Source organism: Candidatus Spongiihabitans sp., assembly GCF_965247905.1.
Taxonomy (GTDB): domain Bacteria; phylum Pseudomonadota; class Gammaproteobacteria; order Arenicellales; family Poriferihabitantaceae; genus Spongiihabitans.
Window position 1 is genome coordinate 818,178 of record NZ_OZ252047.1, and the last position, 18,159, is coordinate 836,336.

Below are 18,159 nucleotides of genomic sequence, written 5' to 3' on the forward strand. Positions count from 1 at the left end.
AGCAGCGGTTCTCGGCGGACTGTTGTTGACCTTGCCGGCCAGCGCGCTGGACTTGCTGCTCATAAATGGAAAAGTTTATACCGTCAATCCCGCGCAACCCTGGGTCGAAGCCATTGGCGTTGAAGACGGACTCATTCGTTTTCTGGGCAGCTCGGAACAGGCGCAAGCGCGCTTAGAGCAGGCCGAGAAGGTCATCGATTTAAACGGCCATCTGGTGTTGCCGGGGTTGCATGATGTGCACATGCATCCTTTGGAATCTGGCAATCCGGCCGGCGCGGCCTGCCGCCTGCGTATCGGCATGAATCCGGAAAGTGAAATAGATTATCTGCGCCGCTGCGCAAAAGACCAACTCGGCACAAGTTGGGCGCTGGGCTGGGGTTACTCGATATTTGATGTTTTGAACACGCAACGACCACCCGTCGAAATTCTCGATCAGGCCATTCCAGATCAACCGGCGCTAATGATGGATTTCACTTCGCATTCCATGTGGGCAAACTCATTGGCGCTGCAAGCGGCCGGCATCGATAAGCATACTGAAAACCCGCCGGGCGGCGTCATCGTCAAAGATGCGAAGAGCGGAGAGCCGAACGGCATACTCGTGGATAACGCCGGTAACATGGTTATGGAGTATGCCTTTGCGCCGACAGAAACGCTGCTCAATCTGGCCCACCAAGGCATGCTGAAAACGCTGCCAAAACTTGCCCGCAACGGGCTGACCTCGATCGTCGATGCGCGTGTATACTGGACGCGCAAGCACCATGAGGGGTGGCAAAAACTGGCTGATGAAAACCGCCTGAGCGCGCGGGTTGTATTGAGTTTATGGGCCTACCCCGATAAGGACGACGGTCAAATTGAAACGCTCAAGAGATTGTATCAAAATGATCCTGGCCGCCTGTTGCGCATATCCCAGATCAAGGTTTATATGGATGGCGTAGTGGATAACACCACCGCGGCGATGAAAACGCCATTGAAGCAGCCAGCCGCGGCCAGGCTGATGGCGACGACCGCCGCCATCGTCTAACGCATCTGGAAATTGTCGACGATATTGATATTCCCAGATTCAAGGCGCTCAACGTGATTGCCGATTTTCAGGTTGCCGGAGACTGGTCGTTGCCCGAGGCTTACCGCGACGCCGAATTCCTGATTGGCGAGAAGGCGCATAATCCCATTCCAATACGCAGCATTCACGCTAGCGGCGCGGTGGTCACCCTGAGCAGTGACTTCGATGTCAGCGCCATGAATCCATTCGTTGCCATGCAACATGCGTTGACTCGCGGGGCGGAAAGCTTCGAGACGATCGGCGATGTGATTGAGGCGTACACCATTAACGGCGCCTATCTGATGCGTCACGAAGACAAAACCGGCTCCATTGAACTGGGGAAATTCGCCGACCTGGTTGTGGTTGATCAGAATCTGTTTGAAATTTCAGTGGACTCCATTGCGGACACCAAAGTGTTGCTGACCTTGCTGGCGGGAAAAGAAGTGTACCGCAGTCCAGAATTTCCTGAAATGCAGTGAAAGCAGGCCCAGTAAAAACAGGCCCAGAAACACCCGCCATCAATGGGAATGCTATTTTTGTATAACCGTTGCAGGGTATAATCAGCCGCTAACGCAAGCCATTTCTCAAATAAACCCATTTCTCAAATAAACATGACGACCAAAACCCAGGAAGTAATCGATTATTTAAAACAACATCCGTCTTTCTTCGAGGAAAATCAGGCGTTGCTGCGCGATTTGGATTTTGGCGATGGCGATGATAAAAAAGTGGGCGCCGCGCCATTTTATCAAAGGCAGCGCAAGGTTTGGAAAGATCGGGAAAACCAGCAGCAAACCAAGATTGATTTAATCGTTGACAGCGCAAAAAACAATCAGCGGTTGGAGTCCGACTTGCTGGAGATGGCGATTGGCCTGCTCAGTAGCAGGCAAAACAGAAAAGACGCGGTTAAAACAGTCATCGCGCTTATGCGGCGACAATTCAATGTGAATGATGTGGCTATCCTGCTGAAGCGCGAGCAGGGCGCCTGCGGTCATCCCAAGTACGACGATGCGAGGCAACGGGTAGCCCATCAAAGCAGTGTCTGCGATGACCGGGTTTCAAGCGATTTACTCGAAGCGTTGTTTCACGATAACTTCAAGGCAATTAAATCCTGTGCCTTTGTCCCGTTAATTTTTTCGGATGGAATTCAGGGCGTTATGGTGCTTGGCTCAACTTCCAATGCGCGCTTTCAACCTGGGATCGGGGTTATGTTTCTTGACCGATTGGGTCTTTTGGTGGGCGGCTATTTTCAAGGCAACGAATAACCCATGCCGCGTCCGCAAGATTCTCGCCTGCTAGGCCAGGTCGGGCAATTCCTCAATGCCATTGAGCGCGAAAGAAGATTATCGGCCAACACTATCCATGCTTACCGGCGTGATTTGCAGCGGTTAATTGAATTTGCCAATGAGAATGGGGTTTCGGATTGGTCATTGTTAACCCGTCGGCAAGCGCGATTTTTTCCAGCAAAACTGCACCAGCGCGGATTATCCGGACGCAGCATACAGCGTATGCTCTCAGCCTGCCGGGCGTTCTATCGATTCCTGTTAAAGCAAGGCGGCGCGGCGGTGAATCCATTTGCAGGGATAGCGGCCCCTAAATATCCGAAAAAATTGCCGCGCACTTTAAGCGTTGATGAGCTCAGTGGGTTGCTTGAGCAACACGATAGTTCCATTTTGTCCTTGCGCGATCATGCCATGCTTGAACTATTCTATTCTTCGGGGTTGCGATTGTCCGAACTGGCTGCTCTTAATGACACGTCCATCGACTTTCAACAAAACCAAATTATCGTTGTCGGCAAGGGCAATAAACACCGGATAGTCCTGGTCGGCCGCAAAGCCGTCGCCGCGCTGACCGCCTGGTTGGCACGGCGGCACGAGTTGCTAAAGCCGTGCCATAATATGCCGCCGCAGAATAACGTGCCGCCGGAACATGCCTTGTTTGTCAATCAAAATGGCGCCAGACTGAGTGTGCGCGGCATTCAATATCGGCTAAACCAATGGGCAAAAGCAAAAGGGCTTGGCCGCAGACTGCATCCTCATATGTTGCGCCATTCATTCGCCAGCCATATTCTCCAATCCAGCGGCGATCTGCGTGCGGTGCAGGAAATGCTGGGACACTCAGATATCGGCAGCACACAAATATACACCCATCTGGATTTCCAGCATCTTGCCAAGGTCTATGACCAAGCGCATCCGCGAGCGCGCAAGTCTTCGAAATAGGCGGCCCATCGACCCCATGCCTTTAGCCATCAATCAGGCCATCAATCCAGATATTGTGTCCAATCAATGGATTTGTCGCCGCTGGCGAGAAACCAGGGGTTCAATATATCGGGCTTGTTGTATTTTAGCCGCTGGCCGTTTAGATCGGTAATTTGTCCGCCAGCAACTTCGAGGACGCATTGGGCCGCCGCCGTGTCCCATTCGCAAGTCGGCCTCAGTCTAGGATAAATATCCGCACCGCCTTCCGCAACCAGGCATATCTTGAGGGAGCTGCCCATGCTGGCGACCTCGACATGACCGACTGCCTGCTCAAGATTGTGCCGAAAACGCGCCACTTCGGCGCCTGAGTGAGAACGGCTTGCCACCATAATCGCGCCGTTAGCGCGCATTTCCCTGACCTTTATCGCGCTCATCGACTGATTGCCTTCCTGTTTGAATGCGCCGACGCCGGTTGCCGCAAAATGGCTGATGTCCCTTGCCGGAGCATGCACCACCCCCAAAATCGGCGCGCCGTTCTCAATGAGCGCGATATTGACCGTGAACTCGCCACTGCGTTTAATGAATTCCTTAGTGCCGTCCAGCGGGTCGACCAACCAAAACTTGCGCCAGTTCACGCGCTCGTCAAACACCTCCTGGCTGGATTCCTCCGACATTACCGGGATTATGGCATCGAGTTTTTGCAACGCGCCTTCAATCAACTCATGCGCCCGTTGATCTGCCAGCGTCACCGACGAACCATCCTCTTTTATCTCGACCTCAAACTCAGTCTCATAGACAGACAATATTTGTTGTCCCGCTTCAATGGCGATATCCAGGGTTTTTTCCAGCAGTCGTTTCATCGTTAAAACAGGGTCAAAAATATCGTGACGCAATTTAGGGATTTGGGCATCAGCGACAGCGGATGGTCGCTGCGTCGTCTTGGCAGGCTACCGCTTTACCCGCATAACTGCAAGCGGTTTGCCGCCGGGTGTTGCGCAGGAATTATATATGTTCACTATTTCGCTGACAGTTTTTTCCTCATTTCTATTGGCGTCTCAAAAGGACTCATCGCCTCCCGATTTACAATTACCCCCCAACCCGTCATTGCCCGGCTTGTTCCGGGCAATCCAGTTATTAAACCGTTCGGCGTAGCCGAACTCCTTATTTCGGCGGCGAAGCCGCCGATTTGATGTTTGAAAGCCGGACACAATGGCATTATTCCCGCGTCATCAATCAGTTTCGTCTCGCGTGACGAGCGGCACGGCGTTTTGCCGCGTGAATAATTGCGGGTGCGAGTTCGGGGTCGTTTGCCGCTTCGGGATAACCACGCCGGAGCGCATCCATCATCACTTCACCCATCGCTGAATCAAATCGTGCGAAACATTGTACGAGATTGTGCCGTTGCCAGCGTCCATAATTTTTTGACACACGCAACAAAGTTCCCGTTCGCAACGAGTGTGACACTTTGCGTATTGAACGCGTATCCACCACATAAAAGACATCACCCACCGCCAAAAAATTGTTGAGATGAAAATCAATATGCCGATAGCCATTGCGATGCAATTTCACAAACAAATTGATACTCCATTCAGCAATTTGTGTACGGCATGACGGTTGCTTTTGCCACAGTTCATGCAGTGCTTGCGCCTGCAGAAATTCAAACACCACGGCATGTCCGCCGTCGCAACGACCGCAAAAATACAACTGCGGAGTTTTTATATTCAACGCGGTCAAGATGCGGTGTCCGTCTTGCTCGCGCCACGCGCGGTATGCACTTCGGTAATTACCCAAAAGAAGTTTTATCAATACCGATTTGGACTGCCATTGACCTTCAAATACCCGCGATTGATTCGAATTTTTTTGTATCCATCGCAAACAGGTGATGGTCTCGCCATTGGCAAGATATAATTCCATCGGCAGTTGCCAATCATCAAAGTGCGAAATTGGTTCGGTGCGATTCACGCCAACCATTGCAACGCATCACGCTCGAAATCTATTCCGTGTAAGTCGTCTGCCAAACGAGTCAGCCATACATGCCGTACTTGCGGCGGCTTGCCGATTAATTTGTATTTGACGCGCTGCATCACAGCAAAGTCATACAACGCGCAAAGCAATCTGTCTTTGCGCGGAAGTTGCTGGCGAAGGTAGCGTTGATAATCCGGCGTGGCGAACTCGGCAAACGAAATTCCTTTTTCATAGCGCGGTTCAATGAATTCTTTTTTCAACAACTTCAAATGAAAATACACAATACCCATATAACGATATTCGCGGTGCGGCGGTTTTTTATCAGGCACTTCAAAATGCTCGACACGCCGGCGTTGATAAAACATCCCGCCGGTATGAACTTGGTGATAAAAAATATCACCGTTGCCAGAGTATACGCGGCGCGGGTCGGGGCAAACCGTAAGGTTGTCTGTTTGATCTCGGATAAGATTGATGCCGGAGAAGGTATAAACTTTTAGGTTGTCCATCTCCATGTCGGCGCGAATAGTTTTAATCAACGGCACGAGTTTGCACGGAATGGCGAGGTGGTCGGCGTCCAGTTTCGCGGCAACGCGGTAAGTGGTTTTGGATAACGCGTAGTTAGAATAATTCGCCGTGCTATGCACCGAGGCGGTCGGCGTTTGGTCATGCTCTTTTGTTGCCAACGGAACCACTTTTGGCAGATAGTGAAACACCTTTATTTTCTGCGGATACTTTGCTGCGAGGTCGCGCAGTATCGTTTCGGTGTCGTCTGTACAGTCGTTATAAACCGCGATGATTTCATCGTAAAACGGCAGATGCGATTCAATCGCCAGACGAACGAACTGCTGTTCGTTTTTGATTCGCATATAAGTACTGATGCCCGGCGGCCGCGGCGCGGATAACGTGGCGGGGTTAAACTGAAACTCAGCGAAGTTGTCAGTTTGGTTTTTCATGGCGTTCTTATCAAATTCCTTGATGCGCCGACCTTTTTCATTCCACAGGTGGATGCTGTAAGTATTTTTATACACCTCAATGCCATTGCAAAAAGTGTTGTCAAAAATGCTCGCCCACAATATCGGATAGAAATAAATGGATGGCTTGGCGTGCTGTATAAGGTCGTGATGAAGCAACGCCGCGGTCAAAACTTTTGGGCCGCCAACCGAACCAAACCGTGCACCATCTTTTCCTTTACGCAACAACCGGCGAATAAATTTATGTTTCCTTTGCCGTCCTGTGTCCCACGGTTGTGCGGCATTGTGAAAACGGCATAACGACCGCATCACCTCTAAAAATTCATGCCTGACCGGAAAACCAAGAACGGCATTGCAAACATATTTATCGGCTTCGTAACCAAAAATAATGTCTGAATCAAAGTCAAAAGGTTTCATGCACACGGTGTCCATATCCACCCAAAACCCGCCGTTGGCAAACAACATTTCATAACGGAATTCATTAGAAAAACCGGATAACCCACCGTGCTTGCCGCGCCAAATTTTATTTTCATGCACGACAGCATTGGCGTCTTTAATAGCCGCGGCGCGCGGAATATTGCCGACTTCGCCGTAAGTGTAGAGATGGAATTCGTGACCGTGGTCAAGATAGGATTGAACGCAAAGGCGTTCCATCTGCGATAACTCGTCGCCAATCCAAAGCGATTGAATAATCGGTAACGTCACACCATCACCCCAATCGAAAATCCCACCAACAATAACGCCGCCGCCAACGCGGCGACGGTGATTTTCAGGCGTGACTTTTTCGCTTCTTTGCGCGTAATGCCATCTGCGCGGTAGCGCACAAACAGCGCGCTGATTTCATCGTGGGTGTAAGTCGGTGCATCCGTGACCGAGGGAATTCCGTGCTTGCGTTTTAACTGTTCAAATACCGAGTCGGGTGGGAAGTTGGCGTTCTTGGAAAACCCGGGCAGCCGAAGCAACTTGCCGCCGGCTATGTGCATGCCGTAGGTGCGCTTGCCAAATCGCCCCCCCCCCCCCCCCCCCAGATTCGAATATCAGCGACACCGGATCGGTCTCCAACGGAAAGAAGGTGGAAATCGGCACGGCATGGCGTTGCAATTTCAAGCGGCGAATTTCCGCTGTCAGCATGCGATAAAAAGTTGCATAACGAATCTTTTCACGATGCCTGGTGTTGGCGCATGCCGCCGCCAGATTGGTCATACATTCATGTCCGGCGGGAAACTTGACCACACCGGCAAAGTAACCGATGTCATCATCGGGAGCAAACACGATGTCCGCGGAAAAATCAAACGGATGCAAACAAATTAAATCCATGTCCACCCACCATCCACCACGCGTGGCGAGCAACTCGTAGCGAAACCAATCGCTAAACGGGCCAAGGCGCCCATCACAACAACGAAAGATTTTGCTCGTTGGTAAAACTTCGTTACCGTCCTTCACCACCGCACCATCGGGAATGCCGCCGATGTCGGCGTAGGTGTAAAGATGAAACTCATGCCCATGGTCAATAAACGACTGGACACAGAGTTTTTCCAGATTGGTCAGGTCGTCGCCGATCCACAACGATTGGATGATGGGGAGCATTGTTTGGGGCGTTGCTTGTGCGGTTGGATGAATGGTAAAGGCAATTTAATCAGAAATACGGTTGAAAAACTATCGGTATTTCGCTTTAAGGTGCCCGGCTTCGCATCATCCCTGCCGTCATCCTCGCATCGAACGGTGCGGTATCAAAGCATAAGGAGTCCGGCTACGCCGGACGGCATATTCCACTGGATTGCCCGGCTTGTTCCGGGCAATCCAGTTATTAAACTATTCGGCGTAGCCGAACTCCTTTTATCGCGGCATCAAAGCGTCTGGATTCCCGCCTACGGCGAGAATGACGGCAGAGGGAGGGCGATTTTTCCGCTTGCGACGAGAATGAGGGAAAACTGTCATCGAAACAGTGAACATATACAGGAATGACGCGGGGAATCGAGCGACAGCATCACGTCGCCCGGACGGCCGCCGCCGCAGGGCAAGCCGCCGCCGGATAATTTTGGTAGAATTGATTCCAGTGGCGTCGTCGTTGCGTCTTGGCGGCGGTTGCTTAAACCTATTCATTAACGAGGTAACAATCATCGGGATGCGAAGCGCGCCTTTGACCCTTTATCGACGCCGCATTGAACAGGGAGAATTGAGCCCGGATGCGGCGCAACTCAATGCCATCAGGCAGCTTGATGCGCTGTGCCATAAACTGGTCTCGAATCAAGACCAAGGAAACTGGTTTCAGCGCCTGTTCAAACCCGCTAAAGCGTCGGCGCACGCCTATTCCCCGGGCTATTCTCACGCCTATTCCTCGGGCTATTACTTGTGCGGCGGCGTGGGCAGCGGCAAGACCATGCTGATGGATATGTTCTATCAATCCTTGCCGGAAGGATTGGGCCAACGCATTCATTTCCATCGTTTCATGCAATCGGTGCACGACCGCAAAAACAAAATCAAGGGCCGCCAGAATCCCCTCGACCTGGTCGCCGCCAGTTTCGCATCTCGCATAAAAGTCCTGTGCCTGGATGAATTTTCGGTGACGGATATCGCCGATGCCATGATTCTGTCGGGCTTGCTTAATCACTTTTTCAGCCATGGCCTGGTGTTGGTCACGACCTCGAATACCGAGATAAATAATCTTTACCGGGATGGTTTCCAGCGACATCGATTCTTGCCAGCGATTGCGCTGCTCAAACAGCATACCGTTGCGATACAGGTCGATAGCGGCAACGACTATCGCATGGCGTGTTTGCAGGGCCATGCCGTTTTTCACATGCCGCCAGGCGCGCGCGCGGATGCGGCGTTGGCGAAATGCTTCCATCAATTGACCGGCAAAGTCGATGACAGTGCGCATGACAATGTTCATGGCGATGCGCAGGTAATGACGGTTTGCGGCCGCGACATCGCCATTGTGGCCACCGGTTCAGGGGTGGTCTGGCTTGAGTTCCAAGCCTTGTGCCAGACCCATCGCTCCAAATCCGATTACATTGAAATCGCCAAGCAATGCCATACCATCCTGCTGTCCAACATCCCGCAACTGGATGCCGCGCTCGATGACGCGGCCAGAAGATTCATGGAATTGGTGGATGAGTTGTATGACCGCAACGTCAACTTGATCGTGTCTTCCGCTCATCCGCCAGAAAATATCTACACCGGCAAAAGACTGGCCGAGCCATTTAAGCGCACCGCCAGCCGTCTGACCGAGATGAGCTCGCATGAATACCTTGCAAAACCGCATTTGTCCTGAGTGCTCAACGTGTTCTAATGGGCAAAAAAACCGCCTATTTGTGACTTATGTCACATCTTTTAATATTTGAATTCGATAAATTCTGCTTGCCCACCGTGAAAACACGTATTTGGTTTTTGCAATGGGTCATTTATTAACCAGGAAATCTAAGGCAATCAAGGAGAATTGATTATGCAAACAATGAGACAAAGGGCCCAAGTCGGGCAAAGTGGCATCAGGTTTTTTATGCGGTTTTTTCTGCAGTTTTTTCAGGGGGCGGCAATGGCAATGGCGATTGGCATGTTTGCCGTTGCCGGCGCGGCGGAAAACACGGCTGAAAAAGTGAATCTTAACCTGGCGGACGCCGAAACGCTGGAGTACATCCCCGGAATTGGCCCGGTCAAGGCGGCGGACATCATCGCGCTGCGTCAACAAAACGGCGGATTTAAAAGTTTTGAAGATCTGCTCGAAGTGCGCGGAATCGGGGCAAAGACGCTGGAGGATATAAAGAAATACGGCAGCCTGAATGACGGCGTCTCTAAAATTAGCCCGGCAATGCGCGACAACCCTCCGAGCGAAAAAATGACCGCAACGGATTCCAACCAGAATCAAGCGAGCGGGTAGTCGGGTTTTGGCGGGTTAACGCCTAATCGCCATAAGGAAATGGGTGCGGTTTGCGTCAACGCTGGCGCGAACCGCATCACATTCCGATAGGGGTCTTTCAATAGGAAATGATGCGGAACGGCTGCCGTTACGCGGTGGCCGATTGAGCGCGATTATTTCTGGCCTGGCGTTTGTCAGATTGGCTTTTTGTCAACATGGCTTTTGCCCGCAACCAACCCCAGCGGGTCTGCAGGATCGACCCCGTCCATGAATACTTTCGCTCGGTCTTTGTTGGCGACCTGATAAACCAGCCCGAGCCAGTTGTTGACCATTGCCTTGCCCGTGTCGGACCAGGTGATGTCGATGGTTTTTGCTAGTTCCGGCTCAGGAAACGGGCGCAGATTAGCGAAGTTTCCCGAACACGCGGCCATCTCTTTTTCGAAAGCATCCAGCACATCGCGGGCGTCATCAAAAAAATAGTTTTGCGGATAAGGCGGATAGTCGGCGCGGACGCCGGCGATGAAGCGCATGACTTCGCGCTTGTACTCTTTTAGCAAACTCACCGCCTCGTATTCCGGATGGCCCTGGAAAAACACGAAGCGCAGGCCGTCGGGGCTGGCGCCAAGGTGCAGTCCGGACTCCGCGCCCTCCGCCAAAACGATAAGCCCGGCGTCGCGAAACTGTTGCGCGTTGACTTCATGAACATGCGAGTGCGGGGCGTCAAACCGGCTATCGATATTCGCGGTCAACGGATGGCATTGATCGGTTACGCGGTGCGAATACACTCCCCAGCGCTTGTGCGGCAACGCATAACGCTCGAAGCCCCAAAGCAGTTGCACGATGGCGTGAGTCGCCAGGCACGAACACATCACCGAGCAAACATTGTCCTTGGCCCAATTCACCACTTCTGCCAACGGCGGCCAAAACGGCTCGGTGGTGATGTCGCTCTGCGCGGGATTGGCGCCGGACAGAATCAGCGCGTCCAGCCCCTGCTCCTTAAGATCATCGAAGCGACTGTAATACTTGTCGATATGCGCCTGCGCATCCGCCGCGCGCGGGATTTCGGCGAAGGTGAACGGATGCACATAAAACTGCGCGATGCGATTGCTTGACCCGACCAGCCGCAAAAACTGCCGTTCGGTGGCTTGCAGCGCGGCGTCCGGCATCATGTTCAACAAGCCGATATGCAGTTCCCGGATATCCTGTCGCTGCGCGCGGCCAGGCGCCAGGATTTCCTGTCCCTGTTTTCGCAGCCGCTCAAACGCGGGCAAGTCTGTGTCGGCGACCAGTGGCATAAGGATAGGTGGGCAGGGCGGGCAAAAAGATCATCATCGCGGGCGGCTATGACATGCTTTCGCAAATCAAGTCGATAATGTCCGCCTGTTCCGGCAATGCAAAAATCTTTTCCGCCTCAATGGTGTGACCGTATTTTTCCGCCAGGCGTTCGTATTGCGGCTTGCGATAGTTAATCAATTTGGGAAAAACCCATTGCACGAATTCATCCGGCGAGATTTCATCCGTCGATGTTAAGTTGTTTTCTTCCAGATATATAGCCAAATGCCGGTCCAGAAATTTTTCTTCATAGAACAAGGGCTTGGGATTACGCCCGGCGCGCTCAATCAATGTTTTCTCCATATTATCGCTGGCGCGCAAATACAAAACCACGGTCAATTCATTCAGGTTGCTCCAACATTCCTGATCGGTCAGGTAGCAGATGCTGCCGCCGGCGTCATTGACGAAATGCGGATAACCATAAATTCTGCGGGCTTTTTCCATGAATTCACGCACATCCGCCATGGCGCGGATCTCCGCCTCGAAAAACAGGTTTTGGCGACGCTTGAACTCGTCCACATTCAGCCCGCCGAGCTCGGGATTTCCGATCTTGCTCAAAAAGCACGACAGCGGATGCAGATGATCGATGGTGATATTATTGCGGATATAGATTGAATCGCTGCGCAGCAACTCCTTCAGCGATTGATTTTCCATGACCCGGGTTTTAATGTCGTCCAAAATCGGCTCGTCAAGGTATTTGGTGCCGATTCGATAATCGCCGGAATAATGAAACCAGGACTCGCGCGGCAGCCGGGCGGATAACGTGGTCTTGCCCACCCCGGACATGCCCAGCAGGGTGATCGCCTGGTTCGGCCATTGCCTGAATTGTTGAGCGGTCTTTTTCATTGAGTCATTTCACTAAATCGTTTCGCCAACCATTTCACTAACTTGCAGCGGCGCAAAATTTGCACCCGGATTTTACAGGAATACCACAAGCAAAATCACGCCTAAAATCAATCGGTAAATCATGAACGGCAGCAAACTGAAATGCTGCAGATAGCGTAAAAAATAATGAATGCAAAGCAGTGCGACCATGGCCGATACCGCGGTCGCGAAAAACAAAATTGACCATTGCACCGGTTGCGCCTGCTCAGCCAGCCCTGTTCCCAGCCAAATGCCGGCCAGGGCAATGACCGGTATGGCCAGCAAAAATGAAAACCGCGCGGCCGCCTCGCGGGTCAAGCCCATCATCAAGCCCGCGGAAATCGTGATGCCTGAGCGCGAGGTGCCGGGGATCAACGCCAACACTTGCGCGCCGCCGATGACCAGCACATCTTTCCATGAGATGGATTCGATGCGCCGCCGCTTGGCTCCGAATTTGTCGGTCGCCCCCAGAATAATCCCGAAGACGATGGTGGCGCCGGCAATGGGCAACGGATTTCTCAACGCCGTGCTGACCATGTCCTCGAGCAAAATGCCGGCGCCGCCAACCAGCGCCGTGGCCAAGGCGATGGACCACGCCAACTTGCTATAAATGGTGACCGGCCCGCCGGCCAGCGAGCGCAGCCAGTCGCCAATAATCAGAATGATATCCTTGTGAAAATAGATTAAAACGGCAATCAAGCTGCCCACATGCGCCGCCACATCAAATGCCAGCCCCTGGTCGGGCCAATTGAATAACGCCGGGGCCAAGGCGAGATGCCCGGAACTGGATATCGGCAAAAATTCGGTCAGGCCCTGAATGACCGACAACCACAACGCTTGCGTCCACGCCATTACAACCGCCCTTGATGATTGTGCATGGCGAAGCCGCTGAGTGGGACGGAATAATTCTTTGCCAAGGTGATAACCTTGAACAACTCGCCCATCTGGTGCGGCAAGGTTAGTGTTTTTATTTCCTGTGCCAGCGTATGTGCCAGCGTATGTGATCGCGCAAGCGATTGCGGGTTGGCTGTTGCATTATTTTGCATCGCGTTATTTTGCATGGCCGCAAAATTTTCCAGCAACCCCAGCGACAGCAAAAATCCGCCCTGACCGCAATAACCCATTACTTGCAGGCCCGCATCCTGCCCGGCGGCGGCAATCGCGCTAAAATCCACATGCGCGGTCATATCCTGGATGCCCGGAAAATAAAACGGATTGTCATGGGCGATGTGTTGGTAATGACACATTAACGTGCCTTGGGCTCTATCCCAGTGATAGAACTCGGCTTGAGGAAAACCATAGTCAATCAAAATCATAACTCCTGAAATCAGCTTTTCGCCGATCGCTCGTACCCAGCCCTCGGCCTGTGCGCCAATTTCGCTCTGGTAGCCTGGCGGCAGCGAATATTGGCTTAATCGTTGTTGCAACGCATCAGGGATTGAATGGGTTGAAACTTGCCAATCAAACCGCTGGTCGATCATCGACACGCCCAATTCTTTTGCTTGTCCGCTGTCGTCAATTTGAAAGCGCATGACCGGCAAGGCATCGAGCAGCTCATTGGCGATAATAACGCCGCTGATCCCGGTTTCGGGAATCGCGTCGCACCATTTAATAATATCAAGATATGCGCGGCCACTGGTTTCAATTAATTGTTTTTGCCGTTGTTTCAAGTCAGCGCTGGTTTCAATAATCAGATACTGATGCGGCAGCCGGCGCAACGTATCCAGATGAATCAAGAAATCCAGCGCAAACCGGCCAGTGCCAGCGCCGAATTCAGCGATCGTGGCCGGTTGATTGGCCGCCAAATTTTCGATGATTTCATTGCATTGCCGAGCCAGGCATCCGGCAAATTGCTTGCCCAGCAATGGCGCGGTAATGAAGTCGCCGTGCGCTCCGATTTTTTTCGCCCCGGCGCTATAATATCCCAAACCCGGCGCATACAACGCCAACGCCATGAATTGTTCAAAACTTATCCAGCCGTGATTGCGCTCAATGCATTCTCTGATAACATTTGCAAGCGCGGCCGAGTGCGCGGCTTGAATTTTGTTTGGTTGAATTTTGTTTGGCGGGCGTATCATGCCGATCGATGTCTGGTTATCCGCTTAAAATAGCATGGGTGTCCGGCAATGAAAACCGAATTCAACGCGGTAAAATTCGACCCGCCATGCTATCATTTTTTGCGCGTATTCAATATGAATGACCTTGAAAATAAAGTGGTGTTAATCACCGGCGGCAGCCGCCGGATTGGCGCTTACACGGCCCGATATTTGCACCAGCATGGTATGCGTATCATTATTCATTTTAACCATAGCGCGGTCGAGGCCGAGAAAATTCGCGCTGAACTTTGCGAAATTCGGCCTGATTCGGCGAGCTTGATCCAGGGCGACCTTGGCGATATTGCCAAGGTAAAATATCTCATCCGCGAGGCGGTTAATGCGCTCGGCCAACTCGATGCATTAGTTAATAATGCATCGGCATTTTCCCCCACCCCGATTGCCTCGTCCAGGGAAAGCCAATGGCAAACCATCATGGATACCAATCTCAAAGCCCCGTACTTTCTTAGCCAAGCCACCGCGCCCTACCTGAAAAAACAAAACGGCTGCATCATCAACATCACCGACATCTACGCGCAGCGCCCGCTGTTGGATCACGCCATCTATTCAGCGTCAAAAGCCGGGCTGGTATCGTTGACCCAATCCCTGGCCAATGAACTGGGCCCGGAAATACGCGTTAATGCCGTGGCTCCCGGCGCGATTCTTTGGCCCGAAAACGACAGCGATGAAATTGGTCGTCAAAGAATGATTTCAAAAACCCCGCTAAAGCGCGCCGGCGAACCCGACGACATCGCCAAAACCATCCATTTTTTACTGGTAAATTCGGACTACATCACCGGACAGGTAATCAATGTGGATGGGGGGCGCAGCGTATCGCCGTAATGGCGACGCCGTCATTTTCCACGCGCACGCTCGCGTGCATTGGGTTTATTGCCTGCGCGTCGCTGATTGCCATCGCCCTTTATTTTCAGCATATCGAAAGTTTAGACCCGTGCCCGTTATGTATTTTCCAGCGCGTCGCGTTTATCGGCATGGGGGTTGTGTTTCTGGCCACTTTCTTGCATAACCCGGCCAGCGCGGGCCGCCGGCTATACGGGTTGCTGGCGGCGGTTTTCGGCGTGCTGGGTCTTGGTATTGCCGCCCGTCATGTGTGGTTGCAAAGCCTGCCCGCGCATCAGGTTCCCGAATGCGGTCCTGGGCTGGACTATATGCTCGAGGTTTTTCCGCTGCGCAAAATGCTTGAAACCGTATTCAAAGGCTCGGGAGAATGCGCGGAAGTTTCCTGGACCTGGTTTGGCATTTCCATGCCCGGCTGGAGTTTGATCTGGCTGGCGATTTTAACCGCGCTTGCCCTGATGCTGATGTCGCGTAAATCATGATGACGTAAACCCTGACATTGACGATTTTAGGTTCAAGATACTTTAAGCGGTGATTTCGGATAGATTTTAGCAGATATTGACACCCATTTTCGTGGCGCATATTGAAGCGAAACTCACACTCTTTCAAAGGAGTCCGGCTACGCCGGACGACATATTTTAACTGGATTCCCGCCTGCGGCGAGAATGACGGGCTGGGGGGGACAATGGTGAATCGGAAGGCAATGATTCCTTTTGAGAAGACAATGGTAAATAATTGTCACGCAAAGCGTGACACTAAAACGTGCTCTATTACCTATAATTCGTCATTGCCCGGCTTGTTCCGGGCAATCCAGTTATTAAACCGTTCGGCGTAGCCGAACTCCTTATTATCGCGGCTTCGCCACTCTGGATTCCCGCCTGCCGGCGAGAATGACAAATAAGGGGCGTCATTGCCCGGCCCATATTATTATTGGCCGGGCAATCCAGTGGAATATGTCGTCCGGCGTAGCCGGACTCCTTCGCTCGCATTGCCCGGCGATATGTTGTCTGATTTGAATATACAATCGGCTGGTCGCCGGACCAGAGACGCCGGTGATTCGAGCGACTTCGCAAGCCTCGATATCAAGGCAAAACAGCCGCAGGATCGCCCTGAATTTATTCCCCGAAATTCGGCAACGAATGACATGCTTATTTTTCATTTATAGAACAATTAGTTATGACCATTTCACTATACCTTAAAGTATCTTGAATCCAATTTATTGACATAAGTACAATGTACATATGGAGTATCTAAAGTTTGAGTGGAACAATAAGAAAGACAGGGCAAGCATGGTGTGTCTTTTGAATAAGCACGAACTGTTTTTTATGATGAATATGCCATTCAATTCCATGACCCAGAGCATTCAGAAAGCGAGGACCGCTTTATTCTGCTTGGCACGAACTTGAAATCAAATACTCTTGTAGTTTGTCATTGCTTCAGGCAAGAACTGTTGTGCGAATCATCTCAGCCAGAAAAGCAGATAAAGATGAGGAGCGCGTATATTGGAGTGAAAGAAAATGAAACAACATTATGATTTTTCAAAGATGAAAGGCAAAAAAAATCCTTACATCAAATATCTTAAACAACCCGTCACTATACGTCTTGATTGTGATTCAGTGGAATATTTCAAGTCTTTATCTGAACAAACCGGCATCCCGTATCAAACACTGATCAATCTTTATTTGCGTGATTGCGCCGTTCATCATCGCAAGTTGCACATGAAGTGGGCATCATAAAGCCTGGCGAACGCCGCACTACAAAAACCGCCGCCGCGTTACTTGCGAGTCGCTTCGGAATACCAACAGGCGAAGTTGCCGACGCTCGGCTCCAGCGCGGAAAAGCGCCCTTGAACCGCATACGGCGACTGCATTCCAGTTTGTTGTTTTTCCAGTGCCGGAATATCTTCGTCAATGGCTAAATCAAAACGCTTGTAGTACTCGGCCGACTTGGCCTTGAAGTCGCGCCGCGCGATGGTGGCGGAGGGGAAGCAAACGGTTTGCACTACCCGAGTGCTGGCGCCGCTCAATGGATAAACATGATACATCCACAAACAGTCTGAACTCGCGGCAAAGGTCATGTTCGGATACACCCAGGTATAGCGCGTGCCCTTTCGCCGGATTTCATCCAGCGATTTTATGACCGGCAGGGATCGACCCTGCTGTTGCGCCACCTCAAGCAAGGCGGCATTGCCCGAGGTTCGACCAAACTGGCTGGTGTATTGGCCGATGACATCATCCGCCGCGTCCGGCTCCGAATACAACCCACCGATGGAATCCGGGTGCACATACGGCAGGTGATAGTATTCATTGAATACCTCAATGAATAATTTCCAGTTGCAGTCCACCGCAAAACTTCGCCGCCGACTGGTCGCCAAGTCATTAAACGACCAGGCGCGGTGCAAGTCCGAAAAATCGCCTAACCACTGATGCAGCGGCTCTGGATTATCTTGCAGACTCAAGAATACGAAACCATCCTGGACCGCCACATTAAACGGTTTTAATTGATGTTCATTTTCCGAAAAGCATTCTGCAGTTTCCATCCGCGGCGCAGAAATCACCTGTCCGGTCGCGTCGTAACTCCAGCCGTGGAATGGGCATACCATGGCGCGACAATTTCCACTGCCAGACATGATCTGACTCGAGCGATGCAAACAGGTATTGGACATGGCGCGTAATTTATGGTCTTTGCCCATGATGATCACTAGCGGAATATTGGCCACATTGATCGCTTCGAAATCCCCGGGTGCCTGCCACTGGTCGACGCGCCCGACCGCGAACCAGCCCTTGCCGAATAAACATTTCATCTCATGCCGCCACCACGCCTGATCATGGTAACAAGCGGGAGGAAGGCTCAGGCAGGATGAGAGCGGATGCCTCACCGTATTAAGCGCCTGCTTAATGTGCGCTACAGACATTTTCGAAAGGGCCAAGATAACTTGATAGGCTGTTTTCTACAAATTTTTCTCGTTCCCACGCTCCCGTGTGAG

20 protein-coding genes and 2 pseudogenes are annotated in these 18,159 nt (G+C 51.8%); 11 read left to right on the top strand and 11 right to left on the bottom strand.

Annotation, left to right across the window (positions count from 1 at the left end; all coding sequences use genetic code 11):
- Window positions 1–241: 241 nt before the first annotated feature.
- The 3 genes and pseudogenes from ACP158_RS04065 (at window position 242) to xerC (ending at window position 3,255) form a co-directional block, all read left to right on the top strand.
- A pseudogene (locus ACP158_RS04065) lies at window positions 242–1,518 on the top strand (amidohydrolase).
- Between the two features lie 132 nt (window positions 1,519–1,650).
- Window positions 1,651–2,301: a DUF484 family protein gene (locus ACP158_RS04070; protein ID WP_424947699.1), complete on the top strand. Its 651-nt coding sequence runs from the start codon at window positions 1,651–1,653 to the stop codon at window positions 2,299–2,301.
- A gap of 3 nt (window positions 2,302–2,304) precedes the next feature.
- Window positions 2,305–3,255, top strand: coding sequence for a tyrosine recombinase XerC (gene xerC, locus ACP158_RS04075; RefSeq protein WP_424947700.1), 951 nt, complete (start codon window positions 2,305–2,307; stop codon window positions 3,253–3,255).
- A gap of 41 nt (window positions 3,256–3,296) precedes the next feature.
- Here the strand turns inward: xerC and cysQ are convergent, their stop codons facing one another.
- Window positions 3,297–4,094, bottom strand: a complete 798-nt coding sequence (gene cysQ, locus ACP158_RS04080; protein WP_424947701.1) for a 3'(2'),5'-bisphosphate nucleotidase CysQ — start codon at window positions 4,092–4,094, stop codon at window positions 3,297–3,299.
- A 24-nt stretch (window positions 4,095–4,118) separates the two neighbouring features.
- Between cysQ and ACP158_RS04085 the strand changes: the two genes are divergently transcribed.
- Window positions 4,119–4,424 carry a hypothetical protein gene (locus ACP158_RS04085; RefSeq protein ID WP_424947702.1) on the top strand — a complete coding sequence of 102 codons (306 nt, stop codon included), beginning with the start codon at window positions 4,119–4,121 and terminating at the stop codon, window positions 4,422–4,424.
- A gap of 43 nt (window positions 4,425–4,467) precedes the next feature.
- Here ACP158_RS04085 and ACP158_RS04090 read toward each other — a convergent pair whose 3' ends face one another.
- The 4 genes from ACP158_RS04090 to ACP158_RS04105 are packed head-to-tail and all read right to left on the bottom strand — an operon-like array spanning window position 4,468 to window position 7,757.
- Entirely contained in the window at window positions 4,468–5,196 is a 729-nt protein-coding gene (locus ACP158_RS04090; RefSeq protein WP_424947703.1) for a hypothetical protein, read from the bottom strand.
- On the bottom strand, window positions 5,193–6,875 hold the full coding sequence (locus ACP158_RS04095) for a hypothetical protein (protein ID WP_424947704.1): 1,683 nt from the start codon (window positions 6,873–6,875) through the stop codon (window positions 5,193–5,195). Before ACP158_RS04095 ends, ACP158_RS04090 begins: the two co-directional genes overlap by 4 nt.
- Window positions 6,872–7,153, bottom strand: a complete 282-nt coding sequence (locus ACP158_RS04100) for a hypothetical protein (protein ID WP_424947705.1) — start codon at window positions 7,151–7,153, stop codon at window positions 6,872–6,874. The genes ACP158_RS04095 and ACP158_RS04100 overlap by 4 nt, the downstream gene beginning before the upstream one ends.
- Window positions 7,074–7,757, bottom strand: coding sequence for a hypothetical protein (locus tag ACP158_RS04105; protein WP_424947706.1), 684 nt, complete (start codon window positions 7,755–7,757; stop codon window positions 7,074–7,076). Before ACP158_RS04105 ends, ACP158_RS04100 begins: the two co-directional genes overlap by 80 nt.
- Before the next feature lie 27 nt (window positions 7,758–7,784).
- On the opposite strand from ACP158_RS04105, the gene ACP158_RS04110 reads away from it, so the two are divergent.
- The 3 genes from ACP158_RS04110 (at window position 7,785) to ACP158_RS04120 (ending at window position 10,047) form a co-directional block, all read left to right on the top strand.
- The gene (locus ACP158_RS04110) at window positions 7,785–8,135 is read left to right on the top strand and encodes a hypothetical protein (RefSeq protein ID WP_424947707.1); all 351 of its coding nucleotides are present in this window, start codon (window positions 7,785–7,787) and stop codon (window positions 8,133–8,135) included.
- 73 nt (window positions 8,136–8,208) lie between these two features.
- A complete protein-coding gene (gene zapE / locus ACP158_RS04115; protein ID WP_424947708.1) occupies window positions 8,209–9,444 on the top strand; it encodes a cell division protein ZapE in 1,236 nt (411 codons plus the stop codon).
- A gap of 171 nt (window positions 9,445–9,615) precedes the next feature.
- Complete coding sequence (locus ACP158_RS04120) at window positions 9,616–10,047, top strand: ComEA family DNA-binding protein (protein ID WP_424947709.1); 432 nt, start codon at window positions 9,616–9,618, stop codon at window positions 10,045–10,047.
- Between the two features lie 173 nt (window positions 10,048–10,220).
- Here ACP158_RS04120 and metA read toward each other — a convergent pair whose 3' ends face one another.
- The 4 genes from metA to ACP158_RS04140 form a co-directional block, all read right to left on the bottom strand.
- Entirely contained in the window at window positions 10,221–11,321 is a 1,101-nt protein-coding gene (gene metA, locus ACP158_RS04125; RefSeq protein ID WP_424947710.1) for a homoserine O-succinyltransferase MetA, read from the bottom strand.
- Between the two features lie 46 nt (window positions 11,322–11,367).
- Window positions 11,368–12,204: an ATPase gene (locus tag ACP158_RS04130; RefSeq protein ID WP_424947711.1), complete on the bottom strand. Its 837-nt coding sequence runs from the start codon at window positions 12,202–12,204 to the stop codon at window positions 11,368–11,370.
- Window positions 12,205–12,276: 72 nt separating this feature from the next.
- Window positions 12,277–13,074 (bottom strand): undecaprenyl-diphosphate phosphatase, encoded by a 798-nt coding sequence (locus tag ACP158_RS04135; protein ID WP_424947712.1) that lies wholly within the window; start codon window positions 13,072–13,074, stop codon window positions 12,277–12,279.
- Window positions 13,074–14,300, bottom strand: a complete 1,227-nt coding sequence (locus ACP158_RS04140; RefSeq protein WP_424947713.1) for a class I SAM-dependent methyltransferase — start codon at window positions 14,298–14,300, stop codon at window positions 13,074–13,076. The genes ACP158_RS04135 and ACP158_RS04140 overlap by 1 nt, the downstream gene beginning before the upstream one ends.
- A gap of 48 nt (window positions 14,301–14,348) precedes the next feature.
- Here ACP158_RS04140 and ACP158_RS04145 point away from each other — a divergent pair, with 48 nt between their 5' ends.
- A complete protein-coding gene (locus ACP158_RS04145; RefSeq protein WP_424947714.1) occupies window positions 14,349–15,158 on the top strand; it encodes a pteridine reductase in 810 nt (269 codons plus the stop codon).
- Window positions 15,158–15,655, top strand: a complete 498-nt coding sequence (locus ACP158_RS04150; RefSeq protein WP_424947715.1) for a disulfide bond formation protein B — start codon at window positions 15,158–15,160, stop codon at window positions 15,653–15,655. The genes ACP158_RS04145 and ACP158_RS04150 overlap by 1 nt, the downstream gene beginning before the upstream one ends.
- Window positions 15,656–16,080: 425 nt before the next feature.
- Here ACP158_RS04150 and ACP158_RS04155 read toward each other — a convergent pair whose 3' ends face one another.
- A complete protein-coding gene (locus tag ACP158_RS04155) occupies window positions 16,081–16,332 on the bottom strand; it encodes a hypothetical protein (protein ID WP_424947716.1) in 252 nt (83 codons plus the stop codon).
- Between the two features lie 82 nt (window positions 16,333–16,414).
- On the opposite strand from ACP158_RS04155, the pseudogene ACP158_RS04160 reads away from it, so the two are divergent.
- A pseudogene (locus ACP158_RS04160) lies at window positions 16,415–16,694 on the top strand (BrnT family toxin).
- Complete coding sequence (locus ACP158_RS04165; protein WP_424947717.1) at window positions 16,691–16,909, top strand: BrnA antitoxin family protein; 219 nt, start codon at window positions 16,691–16,693, stop codon at window positions 16,907–16,909. The pseudogene ACP158_RS04160 and the gene ACP158_RS04165 overlap by 4 nt, the downstream one beginning before the upstream one ends.
- 38 nt (window positions 16,910–16,947) lie before the next feature.
- Here ACP158_RS04165 and ACP158_RS04170 read toward each other — a convergent pair whose 3' ends face one another.
- Window positions 16,948–18,087, bottom strand: coding sequence for an aromatic ring-hydroxylating oxygenase subunit alpha (locus ACP158_RS04170; protein ID WP_424947718.1), 1,140 nt, complete (start codon window positions 18,085–18,087; stop codon window positions 16,948–16,950).
- Between the last annotated feature and the right edge of the window lie 72 nt (window positions 18,088–18,159).

Bases quoted from the DNA above. Each gene is read 5' to 3' on its own strand.
- ACP158_RS04070 (WP_424947699.1), top strand. From the start codon at position 1,651: ATGACGACCAAAACCCAGGAAGTAATCGATTATTTAAAACAACATCCG.
- xerC (WP_424947700.1), top strand. From the start codon at position 2,305: ATGCCGCGTCCGCAAGATTCTCGCCTGCTAGGCCAGGTCGGGCAATTC.
- cysQ (WP_424947701.1), bottom strand. From the start codon at position 4,094: ATGAAACGACTGCTGGAAAAAACCCTGGATATCGCCATTGAAGCGGGA.
- ACP158_RS04100 (WP_424947705.1), bottom strand. From the start codon at position 7,153: ATGCACATAGCCGGCGGCAAGTTGCTTCGGCTGCCCGGGTTTTCCAAG.
- ACP158_RS04105 (WP_424947706.1), bottom strand. From the start codon at position 7,757: ATGCTCCCCATCATCCAATCGTTGTGGATCGGCGACGACCTGACCAAT.
- ACP158_RS04110 (WP_424947707.1), top strand. From the start codon at position 7,785: ATGAATGGTAAAGGCAATTTAATCAGAAATACGGTTGAAAAACTATCG.
- ACP158_RS04120 (WP_424947709.1), top strand. From the start codon at position 9,616: ATGCAAACAATGAGACAAAGGGCCCAAGTCGGGCAAAGTGGCATCAGG.
- metA (WP_424947710.1), bottom strand. From the start codon at position 11,321: ATGCCACTGGTCGCCGACACAGACTTGCCCGCGTTTGAGCGGCTGCGA.
- ACP158_RS04130 (WP_424947711.1), bottom strand. From the start codon at position 12,204: ATGAAAAAGACCGCTCAACAATTCAGGCAATGGCCGAACCAGGCGATC.
- ACP158_RS04135 (WP_424947712.1), bottom strand. From the start codon at position 13,074: ATGGCGTGGACGCAAGCGTTGTGGTTGTCGGTCATTCAGGGCCTGACC.
- ACP158_RS04140 (WP_424947713.1), bottom strand. From the start codon at position 14,300: ATGATACGCCCGCCAAACAAAATTCAACCAAACAAAATTCAAGCCGCG.
- ACP158_RS04145 (WP_424947714.1), top strand. From the start codon at position 14,349: ATGAAAACCGAATTCAACGCGGTAAAATTCGACCCGCCATGCTATCAT.
- ACP158_RS04150 (WP_424947715.1), top strand. From the start codon at position 15,158: ATGGCGACGCCGTCATTTTCCACGCGCACGCTCGCGTGCATTGGGTTT.
- ACP158_RS04155 (WP_424947716.1), bottom strand. From the start codon at position 16,332: ATGAAAAATAAGCATGTCATTCGTTGCCGAATTTCGGGGAATAAATTC.
- ACP158_RS04165 (WP_424947717.1), top strand. From the start codon at position 16,691: ATGAAACAACATTATGATTTTTCAAAGATGAAAGGCAAAAAAAATCCT.
- ACP158_RS04170 (WP_424947718.1), bottom strand. From the start codon at position 18,087: ATGTCTGTAGCGCACATTAAGCAGGCGCTTAATACGGTGAGGCATCCG.